Genomic DNA, 24,921 nt, shown 5'->3' with positions numbered 1-24,921 from the left:
CGGATTGCGTCACATCCGCCCCATATGAGGCAGACCCCTGTCGTAAATGTGGCAAAAAAAGGACGCACGTACAAGCGAAACATAGTCTTTTCATCGCACAACTGGCTGAAATGGATAAACAAACTGCCGCAGAAATCCACATTACCATGCACTTTCGAAACAATGGTAAATTCTTCAATCAGAGCGGTGCTTACGTTCTATCCCGCCAGCGATTTACAATCGGATAGCGGCGATCCAGCCAGAAGGCCCGCGGTGTCAACCGTGTGCCAGGCGCGGACTGGAAGCGCTTGTATTCACTAATGTAAATCAGATGTTCGACCCGCCGGGCCTCGGCCTCGTCAAATCCGGCTGCAACGCAGTCGGCGATTGAGCCATCCTGATCCACCAAAATATCAAGAATCGCATCGAGAACGGGGTAGTCCGGCAGGCTGTCGCTGTCTTTCTGGTCTTCACGCAATTCAGCACTTGGCGGCTTGTCGATCACCGAAGGGCGTATGACCTCACCCTCGGGACCCATCATCCAATCGCGATGATTGGCGTTGCGCCAGCGGCAGGTCTCGAACACGCGGGTTTTGTACAGATCCTTGATCGGGTTATAGCCACCGTTCATGTCACCATAGATAGTGGCGTAGCCGACTGCGACCTCGGACTTGTTGCCGGTGGTCAGCAGCATCTCGCCAAACTTGTTCGAGATCGCCATTAGCAGAAGACCGCGCAGGCGAGACTGGACATTTTCTTCGGTCAGGTCCTCATTCCGCCCTGCAAAAAGCGGAGCCAAAGTGTTGGTTACCGCTGCGCGTCCCTCAGAGATCGGCACAAAGTCGTAGTGCACGCCCAGCGCCTTGGCGACGGCTTCGGCATCATCCAAAGAACTTTGGCTTGTATATTCCGAAGGCAGCATTACGCAGCGTACATTTTCCGCACCGATCGCATCCACGGCTATTGCGGCCACCAGCGCCGAGTCGACGCCGCCCGACAACCCCAGCACAGCTTTGCCAAACCCCGTCTTGCCCATGTAATCGCGCAGAGATTGCACCATCGCGCGATAATCCTGCTCCCATTCGTCGGGTTGCGGCACGACTTCACCAGCCACAATACGCCATCCGCCATCTTGGCGCGACAGATCGATATGGCTGACGGCCTCATCGAAGACGGGCATGCGGAACGCAAGCTCTCCACCCGGGTTCAATCCAAACGTAGCACCGTCGAAAACCTGATCATCCTGCCCGCCGACCATGTTCAGGTAGATTACCGGCAGACCCGTTTCGACCGTGCGAGCCACCATGTGGTTCAACCGGATATCGTATTTGTTTCGAAAATAGGGCGAGCCGTTGGGGATCAGCAGAAACTCGGCCCCGGTTTCTTCCAGTGTCTCGGAGACATCCTCGTGCCACCCATCCTCGCAAATCGGGCTACCGATACGAACATTTCCAACCGCATAAGGGCCGCCCATAGGACCCGCATCATAAAGGCGTACTTCATCAAAGACGGTTTCATTGGGCAAATGATGTTTAAGAACTTTGCTGACAATCCGCCCACCTTTAAGGATCAGGTAGGCGTTATAAAGCTTCCCATCTTCAACCCAAGGACCGCCGATGGCCAACGCCGGGCCGTCGGCACAGTCTTCAGCCAACGCCTGCACCGCATTCATCGCGGCCCGATGAAACGCGGGCTTCATCACCAGATCCTGGGTATTGTAGCCGGTTATGAACATCTCGGGCAGCGCCACAAGATCGGCCTGCGCCGCGCGCCCTTGCTGCCAGGCTGCAGCAGCCTTGGCGGCATTACCGTCGATATCCCCAACCATTGGGTTCAATTGCGCCAGAGTGATGCGGAAACGATCGGCCATTTTTGCCCTCTTGCCCTCATGTCTTTCAGGGATTTAGCAGATCACACCGCGAGTGAAAGGCAAATGCGCCAAAAGCCGTTGCTCTGCCCTCGGCGGTATCTTAGTTTTGCGCCAACACAAACACCGCAGGCAGGTACAAAAATGAAAGCGATCCGCACATCCCTTACCGCTGCAACGCTTACAATGCTGGCATCTTTTGTGATCGCCCAACAGGACGGTCAGATTGTCATCGCTGATGATGATGTCGGAGGTGTCTACGAGGGCACGTTCGAAAACGGGCTGCGCCATGGCACCGGCACTTACCGCCTGCCGAACGGTTTTGAATATTCCGGTCAATGGGTCGAGGGCGAGATTCAAGGGCAAGGCACCGCGCGCTACGCCAATGGCTCTGTCTATGAAGGGACATTCACCAAGGGCCAACCAGAAGGGCGCGGCAAAATCGTCTATTCTGATGGCCAGTCCTATGAGGGCGAGTGGGCCAACGGCACGATAAACGGAACCGGTATTGCGACATATTCCAACGGCTCGCGATACGAGGGCGGCTTCAAGGACGCCAGATATCACGGTCACGGCGTGCTGACCGGCCCGGATGGCTCGGTTTATGAGGGCGACTGGGTAAACGGCCAGAAAACCGGCAGCGCCAAGATCACCTACGCCGATGGAAGTACCTATGAGGGCGACTTGAATGGCGGGCAACGGCATGGTCAGGGCAGTCAAGTCTGGGTCGACGGCATGACCTATGCCGGGTCATGGGCCAACGATCAGATGGCCGGAACAGGCCGTTTGGTTCAACCCAACGGAGATGTCTACGAAGGCGAAATGGTCGAAAATCGCCGACAGGGCAAAGGCAAGTCCATATACGCCAACGGTGCGACCTATGAAGGCGACTATTCTGACGACCAGCGCCATGGTCAGGGCACCTACAAGGGCAGCGACGGGTTTGCGTACACAGGTGCCTGGCAAAAGGGCCAGATTGAGGGCCTGGGTGAGATGCTCTATCCCGATGGTTCGGTTTATATCGGCGACTTTCTGGATGACCTGCCTCATGGCAAGGGGCAAACGACATACCCCGACGGATCAATTTACGACGGCAACTGGATCGCCGGGATTTTTGAGGGCACCGGCACGGCAACCTATCCCAACGGAACGGCTTATACGGGCCAGTTCAAAAACGCCCGCTTCGACGGCAAAGGTATTCTGACCTTTGCAAATGGCTATCGCTATGATGGCGATTGGGTAGACGGTGTCCGACAGGGGAAGGGCAAGGCTACGTTTCCGGACGGGATCATTTACGAAGGCGATTTTCTGAATGGCAAGCGTCACGGCAAGGGAACACTGACCCGACCGGGCGGATATAGCTACACAGGCGACTGGGCCAACGGCAAGATCACTGGATTTGGAACCGCCACCTATGAGACCGGTGATGTCTATGAGGGCAATTTTCTGGAAAATAAACGCCACGGTGACGGCACGATGCGTTTCGCGGGCGGCGAGGTTGAGATCGGCGTCTGGGAAAATGACACGCTGGCGACCGAAACAGAGACTGCCCCCGAAACCCCCGCTGCGGGTGCTGAAACCACTGAGCCAGACTCTACCCCCGACGCGCCCGCCCCTGACGCGACAGACCCGGATATAAACGACGGCTAAATCAGCCCTACCAAGGCACGCGCTTGCCAGCCCAATCGTAAAAACTGCCCGAGTCAGCGGGGGTGAGTCCATTGATGACGGACAGCAGATTGGCCGCGGCCTCAACGGGTTCAACAGCCGGGTGGCGGGCAAGGTACTTTTCGGTAAAGGCCGTTTTGACTGTTCCGGGGTGCAAAGCGACACATATGGCCTGTTTGTGCGTGCGCGCCAATTCGATGGCAGCCGTATGTACTATCTGATTCACAGCCGCCTTGGCCGCACGATAACTGACCCACCCACCCAGCCGGTTGTCCCCGATTGAACCAACCCGGGCCGACAGCACGGCGATCACCGATCTGCGGTCGCGTGGCAGCAGGCGGTGCACGTGCTTCAACACCAAGGCCGGGCCAACTGCGTTCAGTGCAAACTGGTCCATCATCGCCTTCGCCGACAAGGTGCGCATAGATTTTTCCGGACCCATACCGTTAATCTCAAGCGCCCCTGAGGCCACAAGGATCAGATCAAACGGATCAGAAAGGGACGCCAGCATACGCTCTGCGCCATCCGGGTCGGTCAGGTCAAACCCATCCGTTGATCTGGCCAGTCGGGTGACTTTGACACCATCCGTTGTCAGGTGGTCATTCAAAGCGCGCCCGATACCGCCAGAAGCTCCGATGATTAATGCAGTTTTCATGCACGAGAAGTTAGCCGAAAGCTTCATCGCTTCAACTCCACCGTCAATTTTGTTCCCCCGTAAATTTCCCGCTTTTCATTCGCCGCGCGCCCTGTATAAGCTGATCTCCATGATCAACCGCGCAGATATCGCTTTTGCAAACGCCGCACCCAGCGGTGCGTTGTTGCGTGGTCTACTGATCCTAATCCGCCTCTGAGCGTGCCATCCGGCGCGCCCGCTCAGAGGAGGACGCCCGCGCGCCAAGAGGCTTTAGGACAGAAGAAGAAAGAGAACCCCATGACAAACGTGACCGATCAAGACCGCGTCGTGATCTTCGACACCACCTTGCGCGACGGCGAGCAGAGCCCCGGCGCGACCATGACCCACAACGAAAAGCTCGAAATTGCCGAGCTTCTGGATGAGATGGGCGTCGACATCATCGAAGCCGGATTCCCCATTGCATCGGAAGGCGACTTCAAAGCGGTGTCCGAGATTGCCGAGCGCTCGAAGAACAGCCGCATCTGTGGTCTGGCCCGCGCCAATTTCGCCGATATCGATCGGTGTTGGGAGGCGGTGAAACACGCCGAGAAGAACCGGATCCACACCTTTATCGGAACCTCTCCGCTGCACCGGGCGATACCAAATCTGACGCAAGACGAGATGGCCGACAAGATCCACGAAACGGTCAGCCACGCGCGCAACCTTTGCGAAAACGTGCAGTGGTCGCCGATGGATGCGACCCGGACCGAATGGGATTATCTGTGCCGCGTGATCGAGATTGCAATCAAGGCTGGCGCCACCACGATCAATATCCCCGATACTGTCGGTTATACTGCCCCGGTCGAGTCTGCAGATCTGATCAAGCGCCTGATTGAGACGGTTCCAGGCGCGGATGAGGTAATCTTTGCCACCCACTGCCACAACGACCTTGGCATGGCGACAGCGAACTCTCTGGCAGCTGTCGCAGGTGGTGCGCGTCAGATCGAATGCACCATAAACGGGTTGGGTGAACGCGCAGGCAACACCGCGCTGGAAGAAGTTGTGATGGCGTTGCGCACACGCAACGACATCATGCCGTGGCATACTGGCATCGACACCACCAAGATCATGCATATTTCGCGCCGGGTCGCGACCGTGGCCGGATTTCCGGTGCAGTTCAACAAGGCCATTGTCGGCAAGAACGCTTTTGCCCATGAAAGCGGCATCCATCAGGATGGCATGCTGAAGAACCGCGAAAACTTCGAGATCATGCGCCCTGAAGACATTGGGCTCTCTGGCACCTCTTTGCCGCTGGGCAAGCATTCGGGCCGCGCTGCACTGCGCGATAAGCTTGAAACGCTGGGGTATGAGGTTGGTGACAACCAGCTCAAAGACATTTTCGTGCGCTTCAAGGATCTGGCCGACCGCAAGAAAGAAGTCTTTGACGATGACCTCATCGCGTTGATGAGCGTCGACGACGAAGCGGACGATCACCTGCAACTGGTGTCGATGAAAGTGACCTGCGGTACCGGAGGTCAGGCCGAAGCGACGGTCGAGCTGGAAGTAGAGGGTGCAGACAGGATCGCCACGGAAAACGGTGACGGCCCAGTCGACGCAACCTTCCGGGCGATCCGGGCGATCTATCCCAACACTGCGCGGCTGCAACTGTATCAGGTGCATGCGGTAACCGAAGGCACGGACGCGCAAGCCACGGTTTCGGTCCGTCTGGAAGAGGATGGTATGATCGCCACCGGTCAGTCTGCAAATACAGATACGGTGGTTGCGTCGGCCAAAGCCTATATCCACGCGCTGAACCGCCTGATCATGCGTCGTGAAAAGGCCGGTCCGGGGGCAGATACACGCGAGATCAGCTACAAAGACCTGACCTGATTGAAGGGTAAGGCGAATGGCTCCCGCACCCGCGGCGGCCCGGCTTCGCCGACCCTTCTTGGGTTTTGGGCCCGGCAGCGCGCCTCTGGCGCGCTGCCGGGCCCAACGCGTTTGACGGCATCTTTGATGCGGGCAAACAGGACGGGAGCTTTCCCTGCGTAATTCTTGCTTATCAAAGCTGAGCGAACAGCTCCGACAAGCGGCGCGTTTCGTCTTCGATCCCGAAGGGTGCATTCAACATGAACATACCTGATCCGACCATGCGATGACCTTCCCGCGCCGGAGGGAACGTGACCTCATGGCAAATCGTTTTGGGATATCCAGCGGATTTCAGAGACGAAATCATAGCCTTGTGACGTGCATCCGTCAGGATTGGATACCAAAGTGCGATCACACCCACATTCCATTTGCGGTGCAGCTTCGCGATCACCCCAGGCAAACGGTCATACTCGGCTTTCACTTCATAACTGGGATCGATCAGCATCATGCCCCGCCTCGGGGTCGGAGGCAGCAACGATTGGGCCAACTCAAACCCATCCTGCCGATAGACCTTCGCCCCGAAAGGAGACAGCGCCAGTGAAAGTGCCGTATGTTCCTGCGGATGCAGCTCGGCGAAATGCAAGCTATCCTGTTTTCGCAGCAGGTTGGCCGCAATCAGAGGTGAACCGGGATACGCTTGCACGCCGTGACTGGCCTGTATGGTATCCAGCACCCGCGCCATTGGATGATCGGAATCAAACCAACCTTCGCGCCTGACGCGCCCGATCCCGGCGACAGCTTCACCCGTTCGAACCGCCTCAGCCGCGTCAAGGTGATATAGTCCACGCCCGGAGTGCGTTTCGATATAGCTGAGGGGTTTGTCCTTTTGGGTCAAATAACGCAGCGTCCACGCCAATAAAGCGTGCTTTTGTACATCAGCCAGATTTCCTGCGTGGTAAATGTGTTGATATGAGAGCATCTTGCCTTCTAAAGTCCCCATCAATAAGGCGGAAAGGTGCTGACTGTCGCGGAATCAGCCCTTTAACCGGGCGAGTTGGCACCCTATAAGGCATCCGTCCCGGAACCGTCGAGTCGCGGGCAGTGGAAATTCTGACAAACGGGATCAGGGAAATATGGGCATCTTTGGCAATCTGGGCGGCCTGTTCACAGCGGACATGGCTATCGACCTTGGAACAGCGAACACGCTGGTTTATGTCAAAGGGCGTGGAGTGATCCTATCTGAGCCCTCGGTCGTTGCCTACCACGTCAAGGATGGGGTCAAGAAAGTCCTTGCTGTTGGCGAGGACGCCAAGCTGATGTTGGGCCGGACCCCGGGCTCCATTGAAGCCATCCGTCCGATGCGCGAGGGTGTCATCGCGGACTTCGACACCGCCGAAGAGATGATCAAGCATTTTATCCGCAAGGTGCATAAACGCTCGACATTCTCGAAACCCAAGATCATCGTTTGCGTCCCTCATGGCGCAACCCCGGTTGAAAAACGCGCAATCCGCCAATCGGTTCTGTCTGCAGGCGCGCGCCGCGCCGGCCTGATTGCCGAACCGATTGCTGCTGCGATTGGTGCAGGAATGCCGATTACCGATCCAACTGGCAACATGGTTGTGGATATCGGCGGCGGGACCACCGAGGTTGCAGTTCTGTCGCTGGGCGACATCGTCTATGCCCGCTCGGTCCGCGTGGGTGGAGACCGGATGGACGAAGCGATCATCTCGTACCTGCGGCGTCAACAGAACCTGCTGGTGGGTGAATCAACTGCGGAACGGATCAAGACCACCATCGGTACCGCACGGATGCCAGACGACGGGCGTGGCCAGTCGATGCATATCCGGGGTCGCGACCTGCTGAACGGTGTGCCCAAGGAAATCGAGATCAGCCAGGCTCAGGTGGCCGAAGCGCTGTCTGAACCCGTGCAGCAGATTTGCGAGGCGGTGATGACCGCGCTGGAAACCACGCCGCCCGATCTGGCGGCGGACATCGTGGACCGGGGCGTGATGCTGACCGGTGGCGGTGCGCTGCTGGGTGATCTGGATCTGGCGCTGCGCGAGCAAACCGGTTTGGCAGTTTCTATTGCTGATGAAAGCCTGAATTGTGTGGCTTTGGGCACGGGCAAAGCACTCGAATACGAAAAACAACTGCGCCACGCGATTGACTACGAAAGCTAAGGCGCGCACCCTGATGGGGTGAGAACTCGGGCACGAGCAGCACGGGAAGGTAACCTGTGGCAAAGGACCGATCACAGCGCGATGAATACACGACCCCTTTGCGCCGCCTGCTGCTGGGGATCGTGGTCCTGTGCCTGCTGGGTATCTTCCTGATCTGGCGCATCGACAGCCCGCGCGTCGAACGGTTCCGCGCGCAGGTGGTGGATACGGTTGTCCCCTCGATGGAGTGGGCAATGGTTCCGGTCACTGCGCTGGTGAACTTGTCTCGTGATTTCCAAAGCTATCAGCGGCTCAGCGAGCAGAACCAGGAATTGCGCAGCGAGCTGCGCCTGATGCGCGCCTGGAAAGAGGCCGCGCTGCAGCTGGAACAGGAAAACGCCCGCCTGCTGGATCTCAACAACGTACGGCTCGATCCGCGCCTGACCTATGTCACCGGGGTGGTGATGGCGGATAGCGGCTCACCCTTCAGGCAATCTGTGCTGTTGAACGTAGGCGAGCGTGACGGGATCGTGGATGGTTGGGCAACGATGGACGGGATCGGAGTGGTCGGGCGCATCTCGGGCGTGGGCCCGGATACCGCGCGCGTGATCCTGATGACCGATGCCTCAAGCGCGATCCCGGCGACGATCCAGCCTTCGGGGCAGACGGCGCTGATCGCAGGTGACAATACTTCGGCCCCTGCAGTGGAGTTTCTGGAAAACCGGGAACTCGTGCGACCGGGCGACCGGGTCGTTACATCAGGCGATGGTGGCGTGTTCCCCGGTGGCTTGCTGATCGGTCAAATCACGGTTGATCCCGGTGGCAGGTTGCGCGTGCGGCTGTCGGCAGATTTCGAGCGGCTCGAGTTTCTGCGCGTACTACGCTATCAGTCGGCCCCACCGATCACGGAATCCGGTGATATCGTCGGCCCCCGTCAACCCGAAGCATCCTTGACCCCATCCGAGGTCAATGATGGATAGGTCGGTCTCAGATCTGTGGGCCAAGCGCGGTCTCTATGTCGCGCTGGCGGTATTTGTGGTGTTTCTGCACCTGTTGCCGCTGGATACAAAACCTGATCGCCTGCCCTTTCCTGACCTACTGATCGCTCTTACCTACGCATGGGTGCTGCGGCGGCCGGAATATATTCCGATCCTGATCATTGCCATGGTCATGTTCATGGCCGATTTGCTGTTGCAACGCCCACCGGGGTTGCTTGCTGCGTTAGTGGTTCTGGGTGCAGCCTATCTTCATTCCACTGCAGCTGGCATGAAAGACAGCGGGTTTGTGGGCGAATGGGCAACCGTCGGGGCCGTGATCACGGTTGTGTTTGTGCTCAATCGACTCATTCTTGCTATCCTCTCGGTGCAACAGGCAACTCTGGGACCGGTAGTGGTGCAAGTTATTCTGACAATCGCAATCTATCCTGTGATGGTTTTGATGAGCCAAACTGTGTTTGGCGTTAGGCGCAAATCTGTTGCCGACAGCACGATGCCACGGGTGCGGTCATGAAGCAGCGCAAACCAAAGCCCAAGGGCCTTGCTTACAAACGTTTGCCGCGTCGCGCCTTGATCCTCGGTGGGCTACAAGCGGCCTTTATCGGGGGGCTGGCAGCCCGGATGCGGTTCATGCAGGTGGATCAAGCGGATGAATACCGTCTGCTGGCCGAAGAAAACCGGATCAACATCCGTCTGATCCCACCAACCCGGGGCCGGATATATGACCGGAACGGGCAGATCATAGGATTAAACTCTCAGTCCTATCGCATCGTCATCGTGCGCGAGGATGCAGGCGATATCGACAAGGTTATCGCCAAGCTTTCGGAACTGATCCCATTGACCGAGGATGAGATCGAACGTGCCAAAACCGAGATGCGTCGATCGGCCCCGTTTCTGCCGGTCACGCTGGCCGATCAAGTAACGTGGGAGGATATCTCGAAAGTCGCGGTCAATGCCCCCGCACTGCCTGGTGTCACGCCCGAGGTCGGCATGACACGCCAGTATCCGCGCTATGAAGATTTCGCCCATGTGGTCGGCTATGTCGGCCCGGTCAGCGACTATGATCTGAGCCAGATTGAAGACCCCGAGCCGGTACTGCGCATCCCACGGTTCCAGATCGGCAAGGTCGGGCTGGAAGCCAAGCAAGAGATCACCTTGCGCGGCAAGGCCGGGGCCAAGCGGGTTGAGGTCAACGCCACAGGCCGGGTGATGCGCGAGCTGGACCGCCAGGTCGGCGAAGCCGGGGCAGATTTGCAATTGTCAGTCGACGCCAATCTGCAGCAATACGCGCAGGCGCGATTGGCTGGGGAAAGCGCCGCTGCGGTCGTGATCGATTGCGAAACCGGCGACATCCGCGCCATCAGCTCGGCCCCCAGCTTCGATCCGAACCTGTTCGTGCGTGGGATCTCGGTGGCGGACTACCAGATGCTGACGCAGGACAAGTATCGCCCGCTTGCCAATAAGACAGTACAGGGCACCTACCCTCCTGGATCGACTTTCAAAATGATCACAGCCATGGCTGCGCTCGAAGCCGGGGTGATCAGCCCTTCCAGCACGGTGTACTGTCCGGGTCACATGAAAGTGGGCAGCCGCCGCTTTCACTGCTGGAAACGCGGCGGGCACGGGACGGTCGACCTTGAAACTTCGCTGAAGCGCAGTTGCGACGTCTACTATTACGACGTGGCAATACGTGTCGGGATCGACAGGATTTCCGAGATGGCACGCACCTTCGGACTGGGTATCAAACATGACATTCCGATGTCTGCCGTTGCTGCCGGGCTTGCCCCCAATCAGGAATGGAAGCAGCGGGTTCACGGACAGGACTGGCTGGTGGGTGACACTGCAAACGCTTCGATCGGTCAGGGGTTCATGCTTGCCTCACCGCTTCAATTGGCCGTGATGACGGCGCGTTTGGCGACAGGTCGCGCCGTGCAACCACGCCTTGTTCGAACAATCAATGGGGTTGAACAGCCCTCGGGCGCGGGTGAACCGCTGCAGGTGAACCGCAACAACCTTGAGCAAGTGCGCAAAGCCATGTTCACAGTCTCGAATAACAGGCGTGGCACCGCGTATCGCAGTCGCATCATCGCCGATGAGTTCCGCATGGCAGGCAAAACCGGCACCAGTCAGGTGCGCAATATTACCAAGGCAGAACGCGCCGCAGGTGTGATCCGAAACGAAGACCTGCCATGGGAGCGTCGAGACCATGCCCTGTTCGTCAGCTTCGCCCCCTATGACAATCCGAAATACGCTGTGGCTGTGGTGGTGGAACACGGCGGCGGCGGCTCCAAAGCCGCGGCGCCAGTGGCGCGCGATATCATGCTGCAGGCACTCTACGATGGCACGCCACCGCTCGAGGCGTATCCGGCCGGAGACCGAGAGCGCATCAAAGAACAACAGAAACGGCTGGAGGGTGACCGTCGCCCCAAAGCGCGTCCTGACGAGAAGGACCGCGCATGAGCTATCTTGAATATGCCGTCAAATCCACGCCGTCGGGGTTTCGCAAGTTCCTTTATATGAACTGGCCGCTCACCCTATTGCTGATCAGCGTGGCAAGCGCGGGGTTCCTGATGCTCTACTCGGTCGCGGGTGGATCCTGGATGCCGTGGGCGGAACCGCAAATGGAACGGTTCGGTCTGGGCTTGGCAGCCATGTTTATCATCGCGCTTGTGCCTATCTGGTTCTGGCGGAACATGTCGGTTGTGGCCTATCTGGGCGCGATCGGTCTACTGATCGTGGTCGAACTGTTTGGAACGATCGGCATGGGGGCGCAGCGCTGGATTGATCTGGGCTTCATGCGGCTGCAACCCTCAGAAGTAATGAAAGTGGCGTTGGTGATGGTGCTGGCCGCTTATTACGACTGGCTGCCGGCGCACAAAACGTCGCGCCCGCTCTGGGTGATTATCCCGGTCATTTTGATTCTGATCCCGACATTCATGGTGCTGCGCCAGCCCGACCTAGGCACATCGATCCTGTTATTGGCTGCTGGTGGTGGTCTGATGTTCCTTGCCGGGGTGCATTGGGCCTATTTCGCTGCCGTGATTGCAGCGGGGGTTGGCCTGATAGCTGCGGTGTTCAACAGCCGAGGGACAGAATGGCAGTTGCTCAAAGATTACCAGTTCCGACGCATCGATACGTTTCTGGATCCTTCAACCGATCCGTTGGGAGCGGGATATCACATCACGCAATCCAAGATCGCTCTGGGTTCGGGGGGCTGGAATGGGCGCGGTTTCATGCAGGGAACGCAATCACGTCTTAACTTCCTGCCCGAAAAACACACCGATTTCATCTTCACCACCTTGGCCGAAGAGTTCGGCTTTGTCGGCGGCATCACACTGTTGATCCTTTACGGTCTGATCCTGATCTTCTGCATGGTCACGGCGCTGTCGACCAAGGATCGTTTCTCGTCTCTGGTGACACTTGGGATCGCGCTGAATTTCTTCCTGTTCTTTGCCGTCAATATGTCGATGGTGATGGGGCTGGCCCCTGTGGTCGGAGTACCGCTGCCGATGGTCAGTTATGGCGGCTCGGCCATGCTGGTCCTGATGGCCGCCTTTGGCATCGTTCAAAGCGCCCATATACATCGTCCCCGCTGAAAGGTTTTCCATGCCCGTGAATGTCCTGTTTTCCGCGCGCCCTGAGTTGTGGCCTGAGTATGAAGCTCTGATGCATCAATACTTGTCGGACGCAGGGCTAGATTTTCATCTGGCCACGGACATCCCTGCAGATCAGGTCGACTACATCGTTTACGCCCCGAACGGAGGGGTGCAGGATTTCACCCCCTTCACACGGCTCAAGGCAGTGCTGAGCCTCTGGGCGGGGGTTGAGAAAATCTCGGGCAATGAAACCTTGACCGTTCCGCTGGCGCGTATGGTTGACGGGGGGTTAACGCAAGGCATGACGGAATGGGTGGTGGGCCATGTGCTGCGCTATCACCTTGGGATGGACCAACACATTACGCTACAGGATGGGGTCTGGACACCTGATGCGCCACCACTGGCCCAGCAACGCACCGTCTGCATCTTGGGTTTGGGCGCATTGGGTGAAGCATCGGCCCACGCGTTGGCAGCGTTGAATTTCCATGTCATCGGTTGGAGCCGTACCGCCAAGACTATTCCCGGCGTGACCTGTCTGCATGGTAAGAACGGGCTGCGCGATGCACTGTCCCAGGCCGAGATAGTGGTTTTGCTGCTGCCAGATACTCCGGCGACCGAAAACACGCTCAACGCCGAAACACTGGCGCTGTTGCCGGAAGGGGCCAAGATCATCAACCCGGGTCGCGGGCCGCTTATCGATGATGAGGCCCTGCTGGCCACGCTGAATTCAGGGCAGGTCGGGCACGCCACGCTGGATGTCTTCCGCACCGAACCCCTGCCGACCGAGCATCCCTATTGGGCACATCCCAGTGTGACGGTGACGCCACATATAGCCTCGGAAACCAGACCTGTTACCGCGGCTCAGGTGATCTGCGAGAACATTCGCCGAGGTGAAGCGGGTGAACCCTTTCTCCACCTCGTCGACCGAAAGCTTGGGTACTAGGCCGCGATCAGCCCGCGGCCTTTGAGCAAGGCTTCGACGCCAGGCAGACGTCCACGGAAGGCCAGATACAGCTCTTCCGCCTCGCGGGATCCGCCAGTTGACAGGATGTGTTCCTCCAGTGCCTTGGCGCGTTCGGGATCAAACGCACCGCCCGCTTCTTCAAAGGCGGCAAAGGCGTCGGCATCCATGACTTCGGACCACATATAACTGTAATAGCCCGAGCTATAACCGTCGCCCGCAAAGACATGGGCGAAATGCGGGGTGGCGTGGCGCATTCCAATGGCCCGAGGCATGCCGATTTCGGCCAGCACCTCGGCCTGTTTCTCCATCGGATCAGCGGGGGCAGCCCCCTCATGAAACGCCAGATCGACCAGGGCCGAGGCAACATATTCCACCGTCTGGAACCCCTGATCGAAATTGGCGGCCTGTAGCACCTTCTGCAACATCTCTTGCGGCATCGATGCGCCCGTTTCGGCATGAGTGGCGAACTCAGCCAATATCTCGGGCACTTCCAGCCAATGTTCGTAAAGCTGGCTGGGCAGTTCAACGAAATCACGCGCCACCGAGGTGCCCGAGATACTCTCATAGGTCACATTGGACAGCATCTGGTGCAGGGCATGGCCGAACTCGTGAAACAACGTTCGGGCGTCATCATAGGACAAAAGCGCTGGTTCACCTTTGGCAAAGTTACAGACGTTGATCACGACCGGAGCCTGTTCTTTCGGGTATTTCGCCTGCCCGCGCATTGCGCTGCACCATGCACCCGACCGTTTCGATCCGCGTGCAAAGTAGTCACCGATGAACACCGCAATATGCTGCCCGTCACGGGTCACCTCCCATGCACGGCAATCGGGATGATAGAGCGGCACATCAAGCGGCGCGAACTCCAGCCCGAACAGCCGTGTGGCGCAGGCGAAAGACGCCTCGATCATCCGGTCCAGTTGCAGGTACGGCTTCAGCGCCGCTTCATCGAGATCATGTTCGGCCTTGCGGCGTTTCTCGGCATAGTAGCGCCAATCCCACGCCTCCAGCGGGCCATTTACGCCATCCTCTTGCATCATTGCCGTCAGCACCTCGGCATCTGCGTCGGCGCGGGATTTGGCGGGCTCCCACACATCCAGCAGCAGCTCTCGCACGCGATCTGGTGTGCGGGCCATCTCGGTCTCAAGCTTGTAGGCGGCGAAGCTGGCATACCCCAGCAGCTTGGCGCGTTCTTCGCGCAGGCGCAGGATGTCCGCCGCAATCTCGCGGTTGTCGGTCTCACCTCCATTTGCCCCCCGTGCAGTCCACGCGCGATAAGCCTTTGCACGCAAATCCCGGCGGGGCGAGAATTGCAGAAAGGGCACGATAATCGACCGAGAGAGGGTCACCACCGGGCCATCCGCCCCCTTTTCCTGACCCGCTGCGCGCGCTGCATCGATAACAAAGTCCGGCAAGCCTTGCAGGTCTTCTTCGGTCAAATCCATGAACCAGTCGCGTTCATCCGCCAGCAAGTTCTGCGTGAAGGACGTGCCCAGAGACGCCAAACGGGCCTTGATCTCTTGCATTCTCGCATCGTCGTCGCCGGTCAACGCCGCCCCCGCCCGCACGAACCCGCGATGAGACAGCATCAAAACGCGCGCCTGTTCATCGGTCAGGTCCAGATTATCGCGCCGGTCCCATAAATCCGCCACGCGCTTAAACAGTGCTTTGTTTGATGAGATGCGCGAGTAGTGTGCCGCCAGCTTGGGCGAAAATTCGCGTTGCAGTTCTTCACGCTTGGGGTTGCTGTCCGCACCTGCAACGGTGAAAAAGACCGACAGAACCTTATCCATCTGCTCGCCTGCAGCCTCCAGCGCTTCGATCGTATTGGCGAATGTGGGCGTGTCCGGACTCGCTGCTATCGCCTCAATCTCGGCATCATGTGCGTGCATCGCCTGTTTCAGCGCGGGGGAAAAATCATCATCCGAGATTGTGTCAAACGGTGCGATTTCGAAAGGCGTGTTCCAGTCAGAAAGGATCGGATTGGTCATTGAGGTCTCCTTTGGCCTCATAGCTAAGACCGTCCGTCGAAATGATCCAGAGCTACCCGAAAATTTGAGCCCACCTTAATGAGATGCCCCGCAGATCGGGCAATCGGTGCGACGCGCCAGGGTGATCTTGCGGCTTTCGCCGTATAGCGCATCGTAGATCAACATCTCACCTCGCAATGCCTGCCCGGCGCCGGTGATCACCTTGATCGCCTCAACCGCCATCATCGAGCCGACCACACCCGGCAGTGGGCCGATTACTCCAGCTTCGGCGCAAGAAGGTGCAAGGCCGGCGGCAGGCGCTTCGGGGAAAATGCACTGATAGCACGGGCCGGTTGTGGCGGGATCGAACACACTCAGCTGCCCTTCCCATTGCGAAAGCGCCCCCGAGATCAGCGGTTTGCCCAACGCAACGGCCGTTCGGTTGGCCAGGTAGCGGGTATCGAAATTGTCAGTGCCATCAAGGATCAAATCGAAATCAGCGAACAGATCTGTTGCAATCTCTTCGGTCAGACGGCGATGATAAGGCAAGACAATCACATTGGGATTCTGCGCCAACATAGACTGCTGGGCTGAAAACACCTTGGGCATACCGATATCAGCATCGCGGTGAATAACCTGCCGCTGCAGGTTCGCGTTCTCGACCTCGTCATCGTCGATTACGCCGATTGTTCCCACTCCGGCGGCGGCCAGATATTGCAGGGCGGGTGCGCCAAGGCCCCCGGCCCCGATCACAAGCACCCGCGCCTGTTTCATTCGCTTTTGGCCGGGACCGCCCAGTTCACGCAGAACGATGTGGCGGGCATAGCGTTCAAGCTCGGTCTCGCTGAACTGATCGGATGGCTTGGCGGGCTCCGACGTCTGGCCGGACGCGGCGCGATTTCGCAACGCCTTCAAACCCCGCCCATAAAGCAGCACCAGCACAGCCGCTCCAGCGAGGATCAGCCACATCGCTGCCGACCCGCCGGTTGCCTGACGCAACGGGTTACCCTCGGGCAGCAGAAGTTGAGCAATAATCACGCCTGTCAGGAGCGCGCCAACAGAAACCAGCCGCGCGCTGCGCGACACCCCGGCAATATAGCCAACACCCCATAGCCCGGCAGCAAGGATCAGAACCAGCAGCATCAGCCCCGCCCGGTTGAACCGAACCCGCCCGCGCCGCGATCAGTCTCGGTCAGTGCCTCAACGTCCTGGAACATGGCCTGCACCACCGGTGCGACGATCAGTTGCGCGATACGTTCGCCATGCGTAATCTCGAACGGTTCCTGACCCGCGTTCATCACGATCACGCCCAATGGCCCGCGATAGTCGCTATCGATTGTACCCGGAGTGTTGGGCAAGGTGATCCCGTGTTTCAAGGCAAGGCCCGATCGTGGACGCACCTGAACCTCGAACCCCTGCGGAATTTCGATCCTAAGGCCTGTCGGTATCAGCGCACGACGGCCCGGTTCAAGAATAACAGACTCACCATCCGGCAGATTGGCGCGCACATCCGCCCCGGCAGCACCCGCGGTTTCGTAGGAAGGCAATGGCACCAACGGGTCAGCCCCCTCCTCTCGGATCACGCGAATTGCCACCATACCTGCACCTCTTGTCTTTATGGCTGTTATCTGGTCAGCGCGCCAGCGATCTTGGCTGCCAACCGCTTTGCCACATCATCTTTGCCCATACGCGGCCATTCTTCGGCACCTTGCTCTGAGATCAGGATCACCGCATTCTCAGAACCGCCCATGATACCTGTCGCGGGGCTGACATCATTCGCAACGATCCAGTCACATCCCTTGCGGGCACGTTTGGCCGTAGCATGTTCGATCACGTTGTCTGTTTCGGCGGCAAAACCCACTACCAAAACGGGCCTGCCACTTCCCATTCGCGCGATGCGCTTCAAAATGTCGGGATTCTCGGCAAACTCTAGCGCGGGCACCCCGTCGCGGCTTTTCTTCAGCTTCCGGTCCGAGGCACTGGATACCCGCCAATCGGCCACTGCAGCTGCAAATACCCCCGCATCCACCGGAAGCGCTGCGTCGACCGCATCCGACATTTGCAGCGCGGTCTCTACACGCACGACCTTCACGCCGTCTGGAGGAGGCACGTCAGCCGGACCCGTGATAAATGTAACATCGGCCCCCAGCGCAGATAGCGCGCGTGCAACAGCTGTTCCCTGAGCGCCCGACGATCGGTTGGCGATGTATCGTACCGGATCAATTGGTTCATGTGTCGGACCCGATGTCACCAGAATACGTTTGCCAGCCAAAGGCCCATCCCCGAACTGCGCCTCGATCGCCGCGACAATTTCAAGTGGCTCCGACATGCGGCCCGGACCGTATTCACCGCAAGCCATATCGCCTTCGTTCGGGCCGACAAAACGCACGCCGTCTGCTTCCAGTTGCGCATGGTTGCGCCGGGTTGCGGGATGCTCCCACATGCGGACATTCATCGCAGGCGCACACAGAACCGGCGTATCGGTCGCCATCAAAAGGGTCGAGGCCAGATCATTAGCCAACCCGCCTGCCATCTTACCCATCAGATCGGCCGTTGCCGGAGCAACCACGATCAGATCAGCCGAACGGGAAAGCTGAATATGACCCATCTCAGCTTCATCGGTCAGATCAAAGAGATCTCGATAGACCTTTTCACCGGCCAGGGCAGACACGGATAACGGAGTTACGAATTCTTCGGCAGCACGCGTCAAAACCGGCGTGACCGCTGCACCACGTTCCCGCAACCGCCGGATCAGGTCCAGCGACTTGTAGGCCGCGATTCCACCACCGATGATCAGCAGAATACGTTTCGATGACAGCATGGCTCGCCCTTCCCCTCCCGGTCGGCCCTGACATTAGGCAACGCTGGCGGGCAGTTCCAGCAGTTAATTCTGCATCTCAAAGGCTTTGCAGGGGTCTTCTCGCTCGACTGTGGGGCTATCGATAACAGCATCAAAATCCCCGCTCACGACCCCATCTTCGGATTGTCCCAGTACAAAGACCTTCAAACCGGGGCGCAGTCGCGACAGAAAAGTCGGAATTCCGCGATCCTTACGGGCATGGCCATTGCCAGTGATAACCGCGACAGGCCCACCAGTTTCGTCGGTGGCGCGCAGAATGGCTCGGGTCAACACAGCGTCCCTCAGACGTTGAATGGCTACCATCTGCGGTAGAACTTCAGCGGGCAATGCGTCGCAATGTGCCGCCAGTTGATCAGCCTCGCGTGCGGCTTGATCTTCATCCGACAGAGGTACAGTCAATCCATATCTGGCCGCATCAGCCCCCAACGCTGTGGCCGCCCCGCGTTCCATCGCAGCGCGGGCCGCTTCACGCGGAACCATCGCGCCATACACCGGCACATCCGCGGCCTGAAAAATGGGGTAGTACATTCTGAGAGGCGGCCAGCCGGATTCTGCCCAGCGCAGAATTCGGGACAGCTCCTCGGGATTGGTTGCCGCTTTTTGAGCCAACCGCTGAGCACCTTCTTCGGTCACCATCTCCCAGACAACCGCCGTGGGCGTGATTGCCTCAACTGCTTCGGCTTGGACCAGATGATGCTGAGGGTTGTCATGTATCTCGCCCAGAATGACGACATCCGCGGCCCGCATGTCGGCCAACACGTCCTGAGGGATAAATTCAGCAGCTCGAACCGTTTGAGGCAAAGTGGCGAGCAACACAAAAGCTGTAAGAATCGCAAGAGGTTTCATGCGAAGAAGTGTTGCACCTCGCGCGATTGCGCTTCAAGGTTCTTGCGCATCTTTGTGAATGCTGCCGCCTCGAGTTGGCGCACACGCTCTTTCGACAGGCCAAGCTCTTTCCCAAGACTTTCCAGCGTCCGGGCAGGCTCACGCAGTTTTCTTTCGCGAACGATAAACCGCTCGCGATCGTTCAAAGCTTGCATCGCCGCCACCAGCCATTCGCGCAGTTGCTGGTTGTCGTGGCTGTTCTCTACTACCTCGGCGGCTTGTTCGCTGTCATCTTCCAGCGCATCAATCCACTCGCGCCCGTCCTCATCTGCAGACTGCACCGCATTCAGCGAGAAATCGGACCCTGCCAGACGGCCTTCCATCATCTCGACATCTCGCAGCGGGACTCCGATTTCGGCTGCAATCTTCTGATGCAACTGATGGCGATCCAGCTCCAGCCCCTCAGTTGCGGCTTCGCGCTCCAGACGCGCCTGTACCCGACGCATATTGAAAAAAAGCGATTTCTGGGAGGAGGTCGAACCAGTGCGCACCATCGACCAATTGCGCATCACATAATCCTGAATGCTGGCCTTGATCCACCACACTGCATACGTTGAAAACCGCACACCCCGATCCGGATCGAACTTGTCGGCGGCTTTCATCAAGCCCAGTCCCGCCTCCTGAATCAGATCATTCATCGGCGCGCCGTAGCGTTTGAATTTCGCCGCCATTGATATCGCCAGCCGCATATAAGCCGTAATGAGGCGATGCAGCGCCTGCTCATCGCGTTCATCGCGCCAGGCATAGGCCAGTTTCAGTTCTGTCTCGGCATCCAGCAACTCGGCCTTCATTGCCTTACGGGACATCGAAAAATCATGTGCGTTGTCGAGTGCCATGCAATTCTCCCCTTTTATCACAGGCGATGGGCCGGGCTTGCCTTGCCGACTTGTGGTCGATACGCAGGACAAAACCGGGTGGATCACCAGAAAGGTAATAAAAGTGCATGCCGATTTAACCTTTATCTTAGGCGGCGCTGCATCCGGAAAATCTGCTTTTGCGGAGCAACTTGCTGTTTCAACTGGGAAAAGTCGCGTTTACCTTGCGACATCACAAGTGTTTGATGACGAGATGCGCCTAAAAATCAGGCAACATATTGCACAACGCGGCAGCGGGTGGACGACGATCGAAGCGCCATTTGATCTATTGCCGGAACTCGCCAAGCTGACAAATGATCAGATTTGCCTGATCGATTGTGCAACCATGTGGCTGACAAATCACCTGCTGGCAGAGAATAACCTAGAGGAAGCACAGGCCGGACTGCTTGAGGCGATGAAGACCTGTGCCGCCCAGATCGTCGTGGTATCAAACGAAGTCGGCCACGGGATCGTCCCCGACAACGCCTTGTCCCGTCGATTCCGCGAGGCGCAGGGACGGCTGAACATCGCTCTGGCTGCGCAGGCAGATCGGGTGGTGCAGGTTACGGCCGGGCTGCCGCTGGTTCTCAAAGGGCAACCCCTATGACGCGCCTGCATTTGGTACGGCACGGCCCCACCCATGCTAAAACTATGGTAGGCTGGTCCGACCTTCCTGCCGACTTGAGTGATGAGGCCGCGATTGCACGGCTTGATGCGCATCTGCCTTCCAATGCCGTCGTAATCTCATCAGACTTGTCACGCGCCAGCGATACGGCCAGCGCCATTCAAGGCACGCGCCTCCGCCTTCCGCACAACCGCGATCTGCGCGAAATCAATTTCGGCAACTGGGAGATGCGCCCCTTCGCCGAGATCGAGGCGGAAGACCCCGAGCTTTGCTTTGCCTACTGGGATAATCCGGGCGAGGTCAGGCCTCCAAACGGGGAAAGCTGGAATGAGGTCCGCGCGCGTGTCGATAGGGTCGTCGACACCCTGATCGCGGCCCATACCGGATGTGACCTAGTCCTGGTCGCCCATTTCGGAGTGATCCTGACTCAGGTCCAACGCGCTCTGGACGTGGACGCCCAACACGCGTTTGGTCACCGCATCGACAACCTGTCCGTCACCGAGATCACGCGCCATAGCGATGGTTGGACTGTAGGTCGGATTAATCACCGACCGTGATAAGTGTGCGCACAAATCTCTGATTTACCGATGGGCCTCTGTCCGACATCGTTGCCGCATGACATATGATCTCTTTATCGGTGACCGGTTGTTCTCCAGCTGGTCCATGCGCGGATGGCTGATGCTTGAGAAATTCGGCCTGCCATACCGCACCCACATGATTGGCCTATATTCCGGCACCATGGCGGCGGATATGGAACCACTGGCCCCGGCGCGCCTTGTTCCTGCGCTGCGTCTACCAGATGGAACCGTGGTCGGCGAAAGCCTCGCGATGGCAGAGACATTGGCCGAACGCCACCCCGAAGCAGGGCTTTGGCCGTCAGACCCTGCCGCCCGCGCCACAGCCCGGTGGCTTTGCGCTGAAATGGTTGCCGGTTTCACAGCGCTGCGGGGGCAATGCCCCATGCAGTTGAAACGTTGCTGGGAAGGTTTCAAACCTTCACCTGAAACGATGACTGATTTGCAGCGGATCGAAACCCTCTGGGCCCATGCACGGAAGGTCTCTGGCGCCGCGTCGGGCCCGCTGTTTGGTGCCTATTCTCTGGCTGATGTTTTCTACACGCCGGTCGCTGCGCGAATTGTCGGCTATGGCCTGCCCGTGTCCGAGGTCAATCGTGCATACTGCATGCACCTGCTCTCTGATATCGCAGTTCGGCAATGGCGCGCCATGGGCATGACGGTCGCGTATGAGCCCTTCCCGTATACGCAAGTCCTTCCCGCACACAGCTGGCCAATTGGCGGGGATTCAGGGGCATTGGCGGTCAGCAACGGCCCCTCGGTCAACACAGCCTGCCCCTATTCCGGCAAGCCTGTACAAGACTATCTGGAACTCGATGGCAAGATTTGGGGCTTTTGTAATCCGTTTTGCCGAGACAAGACCATTGCCGACCCTGAGGCGTGGCCAAAATTTACGGCGATGGTTGCTGACGTTAACGATTCTTAAACTGCAGCCATGGCAGCAACGTCCTGTTAACCAAGAACAGGATTGCCATGGTCGCCCGCGCCCACACCGTTGCCTTTCAAGGGGTCGATGCCCGCCCGGTCGAGGTGCAATGCGCCGTCTCACCGGGCCTTCCGGCCTTTTCCATCGTGGGATTGCCGGACAAGGCAGTCTCCGAAGCACGGGACCGTGTTCGTAGTGCGCTAAGTTCGATGGCGATCGCGCTGCCGTCGAAACGGATCACGATTAACCTGTCGCCTGCCGATCTGCCCAAAGAGGGCAGCCATTTCGACCTGCCTATCGCCGTCGCTTTGTTGACTGCGTTGGAAATCATTCCAGCGGATGCTGCTGAGGGCGCTGTCGCGTTGGGCGAGTTGTCTTTGGATGGTTCTCTGGTACCCGTCGTCGGCGCGCTGCCCGCTGCCATGACAGCAGCCGCCGATGATCGCAGCTTGCTTTGTCCCAGCGCCTCTAGCGCCGAAGCCGCGTGGGTTGACGCCACTCAGGTGATCGGAGCGGGCTCGCTTGGGGATGTGGTGCGGCACTTTACCGGTCAGTCTGCGCTGCCCGCTGCGACACCGGGCGAAGTGAAACTATCACCCAATGCACGGGACCTGCGGGACGTAAAGGGGCAAGAGCGCGCCAAACGCGCCTTGGAAATCGCCGCCGCCGGGCGGCATCATTTGATCATGATCGGGACACCGGGTTCCGGCAAATCCATGCTGGCGGCGCGTCTGCCGAGTATTTTGCCGCCTCTGAGCCCGGTCGAAGCTTTAGAGACATCGATGATCCAGTCGCTTTGCGGCTTACTGGACGAAGGTGGCATCAGCCGCGCCAGACCGTTTCGCGAGCCGCACCATACCGCTTCGATGGCCGCGATCGTGGGCGGTGGCAAAGGCGCGAAACCCGGAGAGATATCACTGGCGCATAACGGCGTCCTGTTCATGGACGAATTCCCCGAATTTCCGCGTACCGTTTTGGAAACCCTGCGCCAGCCGATTGAAACCGGCGAGGTAATGGTCGCCCGCGCCAACGCCCATGTGAAATACCCATGCCGCTTTATGCTGGTAGCCGCCGCGAACCCGTGTAAATGCGGATACCTTACGGACCCGTCCCGCGCCTGTTCACGCGCGCCGGTCTGTGGTGAGGATTACTTGGGGCGCATCTCAGGGCCGTTGATGGACCGGTTCGATTTGCGCATCGAAGTCCCTCCGGTCGGATTTACCGATCTCGACCTGCCGCCTACCGGCGACAGCTCTGCGACCGTCGCAGAGCGGGTTGAAGCGGCGCGCGCCATACAAGCAGATCGCTTTCGCGACACGCCAAATACCCGTCAAAACGCAGATGTCGAAGGCAATGTGCTGGAAGAAATCGCCGCCCCTGATGCCCAGGGCAAAGAACTATTACTGAAAGCCGCGGAACGCTTTGGCCTGTCGGCCCGCGCCTTTCACCGCATCCTACGCGTGGCCCGCACCATTGCCGACCTCGAAGGTGAGCCGGATGTGCGCCGCCCCCATGTCGCCGAGGCGCTGAGCTTTCGCATCAGCGCCAAAGCAGGAGCTTAAAGTTTCGCCTCAATCGCTTGCCAGATTTTCTCGGCGATGTTCACGCTATTGAACCGCTCAAGCTCCTGAATACCAGTGGGTGAGGTCACGTTGATCTCGGTCAGGTAGTCGCCAATTACATCGATCCCCACAAAGATCTGACCACGTTCCTTCAATAACGGTCCGATCGCAGCGCAGATTTCCATATCTCGCTCGGACAGGCCGATTTTCTCGGGGCGCCCGCCCACATGCATGTTCGAGCGGGTCTCGCCCTCAGCCGGAACCCGGTTGATGGCGCCCACTGGCTCCCCATCGACAAGTATGACCCGCTTGTCGCCATTGCGCACATCGGGCAGGAATTTCTGCGCGATCAGAGGCTCACGAGAAAAGCCGGTGAACAGCTCATGTAGCGATGTCAGGTTGCGGTCATTCGCATCAAGACGGAATACGCCAGCACCTCCGTTGCCGTAAAGCGGCTTGAGGATGATATCGCCATGCTTTTCCTTGAACGCCTTGATGGTTCGCAAATCCCGCGCAATCGTGGTGGGCGGAGTCAGTTCAGGGAAATCCAGAACCAGCAGCTTTTCGGGATAGTTTCGCACCCAAAACGGATCGTTAACCACCAGGGCCTGCCCCTTTAGCCGGTCAAGCAAATGGGTCGAGGTGATGTAGTGCATGTCAAACGGGGGGTCTTGGCGCAGCCAGACGACATCAAATTCAGCAAGGTCCACTTCACGCTCAGGGCCCAACACTGCCGGGTTGCCAGCGACTCGTTGCACCGTCATGTCATGGCCGCGCGCCGTGATCTTGCCTTCCTGGTAAGCCAGTTGATCCGGGCCATAAAAAAACAGCTGGTGGCCGCGCACCTGAGCCTCTTCTGCCAGACGGAAAGAGCTGTCGGCGTTGATATCCACGGCCCCGATTGGGTCCATCTGAAAGGCGATCTTCATGGTGTATCCCTCAATTCCACGCTCGA

At 58.5% G+C, this 24,921-nt stretch carries 22 protein-coding genes; 12 read left to right on the top strand and 10 right to left on the bottom strand.

All coding sequences use genetic code 11. The features are described 5' to 3' along the window. Positions 1-190: 190 nt before the first annotated feature. Positions 191-1,849, bottom strand: coding sequence for an NAD+ synthase (locus ACR0KC_RS17320; protein WP_480772028.1), 1,659 nt, complete (start codon positions 1,847-1,849; stop codon positions 191-193). Between the two features lie 141 nt (positions 1,850-1,990). On the opposite strand from ACR0KC_RS17320, the gene ACR0KC_RS17315 reads away from it, so the two are divergent. Then, the gene (locus ACR0KC_RS17315) at positions 1,991-3,496 is read left to right on the top strand and encodes an MORN repeat-containing protein (RefSeq protein WP_480707161.1); all 1,506 of its coding nucleotides are present in this window, start codon (positions 1,991-1,993) and stop codon (positions 3,494-3,496) included. A gap of 7 nt (positions 3,497-3,503) precedes the next feature. On the opposite strand, the gene ACR0KC_RS17310 is transcribed toward ACR0KC_RS17315, so the two are convergent. Further along, positions 3,504-4,169 (bottom strand): SDR family NAD(P)-dependent oxidoreductase, encoded by a 666-nt coding sequence (locus tag ACR0KC_RS17310; protein WP_480563058.1) that lies wholly within the window; start codon positions 4,167-4,169, stop codon positions 3,504-3,506. A gap of 276 nt (positions 4,170-4,445) precedes the next feature. On the opposite strand from ACR0KC_RS17310, the gene ACR0KC_RS17305 reads away from it, so the two are divergent. Next, positions 4,446-6,017 (top strand): 2-isopropylmalate synthase, encoded by a 1,572-nt coding sequence (locus ACR0KC_RS17305; RefSeq protein WP_170395900.1) that lies wholly within the window; start codon positions 4,446-4,448, stop codon positions 6,015-6,017. A 172-nt stretch (positions 6,018-6,189) separates the two neighbouring features. Here the strand turns inward: ACR0KC_RS17305 and ACR0KC_RS17300 are convergent, their stop codons facing one another. Next, positions 6,190-6,975 (bottom strand): 23S rRNA (adenine(2030)-N(6))-methyltransferase RlmJ, encoded by a 786-nt coding sequence (locus ACR0KC_RS17300; RefSeq protein WP_170612941.1) that lies wholly within the window; start codon positions 6,973-6,975, stop codon positions 6,190-6,192. A 154-nt stretch (positions 6,976-7,129) separates the two neighbouring features. Here ACR0KC_RS17300 and ACR0KC_RS17295 point away from each other — a divergent pair, with 154 nt between their 5' ends. From ACR0KC_RS17295 to ACR0KC_RS17270, 6 genes are read left to right on the top strand one after another with little or no spacing between them, the layout of a single operon-like run. Continuing rightward, on the top strand, positions 7,130-8,176 hold the full coding sequence (locus ACR0KC_RS17295; RefSeq protein WP_039523195.1) for a rod shape-determining protein: 1,047 nt from the start codon (positions 7,130-7,132) through the stop codon (positions 8,174-8,176). Between the two features lie 56 nt (positions 8,177-8,232). Continuing rightward, positions 8,233-9,135 (top strand): rod shape-determining protein MreC, encoded by a 903-nt coding sequence (gene mreC, locus ACR0KC_RS17290; protein ID WP_170423788.1) that lies wholly within the window; start codon positions 8,233-8,235, stop codon positions 9,133-9,135. Next, positions 9,128-9,664: a rod shape-determining protein MreD gene (locus tag ACR0KC_RS17285; RefSeq protein ID WP_480754171.1), complete on the top strand. Its 537-nt coding sequence runs from the start codon at positions 9,128-9,130 to the stop codon at positions 9,662-9,664. The genes mreC and ACR0KC_RS17285 overlap by 8 nt, the downstream gene beginning before the upstream one ends. Then, positions 9,661-11,610, top strand: coding sequence for a penicillin-binding protein 2 (gene mrdA / locus ACR0KC_RS17280; RefSeq protein WP_170647095.1), 1,950 nt, complete (start codon positions 9,661-9,663; stop codon positions 11,608-11,610). The genes ACR0KC_RS17285 and mrdA overlap by 4 nt, the downstream gene beginning before the upstream one ends. Beyond that, complete coding sequence (gene rodA / locus ACR0KC_RS17275; RefSeq protein ID WP_170395892.1) at positions 11,607-12,746, top strand: rod shape-determining protein RodA; 1,140 nt, start codon at positions 11,607-11,609, stop codon at positions 12,744-12,746. The genes mrdA and rodA overlap by 4 nt, the downstream gene beginning before the upstream one ends. Positions 12,747-12,756: 10 nt before the next feature. Beyond that, positions 12,757-13,689 (top strand): 2-hydroxyacid dehydrogenase, encoded by a 933-nt coding sequence (locus tag ACR0KC_RS17270; protein ID WP_170626147.1) that lies wholly within the window; start codon positions 12,757-12,759, stop codon positions 13,687-13,689. On the opposite strand, the gene ACR0KC_RS17265 is transcribed toward ACR0KC_RS17270, so the two are convergent. The 6 genes from ACR0KC_RS17265 to ACR0KC_RS17240 all read right to left on the bottom strand — a co-directional run bounded on the left by ACR0KC_RS17265 (position 13,686) and on the right by ACR0KC_RS17240 (position 20,261). Continuing rightward, positions 13,686-15,701 (bottom strand): M3 family metallopeptidase, encoded by a 2,016-nt coding sequence (locus tag ACR0KC_RS17265; protein ID WP_480707153.1) that lies wholly within the window; start codon positions 15,699-15,701, stop codon positions 13,686-13,688. The genes ACR0KC_RS17270 and ACR0KC_RS17265 overlap by 4 nt on opposite strands. 75 nt (positions 15,702-15,776) lie before the next feature. Further along, entirely contained in the window at positions 15,777-16,823 is a 1,047-nt protein-coding gene (locus tag ACR0KC_RS17260) for a HesA/MoeB/ThiF family protein (protein WP_480707151.1), read from the bottom strand. Continuing rightward, positions 16,823-17,278 (bottom strand): dUTP diphosphatase, encoded by a 456-nt coding sequence (gene dut, locus ACR0KC_RS17255; protein WP_170408302.1) that lies wholly within the window; start codon positions 17,276-17,278, stop codon positions 16,823-16,825. Before dut ends, ACR0KC_RS17260 begins: the two co-directional genes overlap by 1 nt. A gap of 26 nt (positions 17,279-17,304) precedes the next feature. Continuing rightward, entirely contained in the window at positions 17,305-18,501 is a 1,197-nt protein-coding gene (gene coaBC / locus ACR0KC_RS17250; protein WP_170733600.1) for a bifunctional phosphopantothenoylcysteine decarboxylase/phosphopantothenate--cysteine ligase CoaBC, read from the bottom strand. Between the two features lie 63 nt (positions 18,502-18,564). Beyond that, positions 18,565-19,386, bottom strand: a complete 822-nt coding sequence (locus tag ACR0KC_RS17245) for a ChaN family lipoprotein (RefSeq protein ID WP_170566356.1) — start codon at positions 19,384-19,386, stop codon at positions 18,565-18,567. Next, entirely contained in the window at positions 19,383-20,261 is an 879-nt protein-coding gene (locus ACR0KC_RS17240; RefSeq protein ID WP_170566354.1) for an RNA polymerase factor sigma-32, read from the bottom strand. The genes ACR0KC_RS17245 and ACR0KC_RS17240 overlap by 4 nt, the downstream gene beginning before the upstream one ends. Before the next feature lie 103 nt (positions 20,262-20,364). Here ACR0KC_RS17240 and cobU point away from each other — a divergent pair, with 103 nt between their 5' ends. The 4 genes from cobU to ACR0KC_RS17220 are packed head-to-tail and all read left to right on the top strand — an operon-like array spanning position 20,365 to position 23,966. Further along, positions 20,365-20,886: a bifunctional adenosylcobinamide kinase/adenosylcobinamide-phosphate guanylyltransferase gene (gene cobU / locus ACR0KC_RS17235; protein WP_170514161.1), complete on the top strand. Its 522-nt coding sequence runs from the start codon at positions 20,365-20,367 to the stop codon at positions 20,884-20,886. After that, a complete protein-coding gene (locus tag ACR0KC_RS17230) occupies positions 20,883-21,461 on the top strand; it encodes a histidine phosphatase family protein (protein WP_480772027.1) in 579 nt (192 codons plus the stop codon). The genes cobU and ACR0KC_RS17230 overlap by 4 nt, the downstream gene beginning before the upstream one ends. Before the next feature lie 58 nt (positions 21,462-21,519). Then, a complete protein-coding gene (locus ACR0KC_RS17225) occupies positions 21,520-22,404 on the top strand; it encodes a glutathione S-transferase N-terminal domain-containing protein (protein ID WP_480772026.1) in 885 nt (294 codons plus the stop codon). Between the two features lie 47 nt (positions 22,405-22,451). Then, entirely contained in the window at positions 22,452-23,966 is a 1,515-nt protein-coding gene (locus tag ACR0KC_RS17220; RefSeq protein WP_170513000.1) for a YifB family Mg chelatase-like AAA ATPase, read from the top strand. On the opposite strand, the gene gshB is transcribed toward ACR0KC_RS17220, so the two are convergent. After that, positions 23,963-24,895: a glutathione synthase gene (gshB, locus tag ACR0KC_RS17215; protein WP_480707143.1), complete on the bottom strand. Its 933-nt coding sequence runs from the start codon at positions 24,893-24,895 to the stop codon at positions 23,963-23,965. The genes ACR0KC_RS17220 and gshB overlap by 4 nt on opposite strands. Positions 24,896-24,921: the final 26 nt, after the last annotated feature.

Source organism: Ruegeria sp. CF3, from assembly GCF_056537365.1.
Note: the sequence above shows the minus strand (reverse complement) of the source record. Positions and strands in the feature narration are given on the sequence as shown.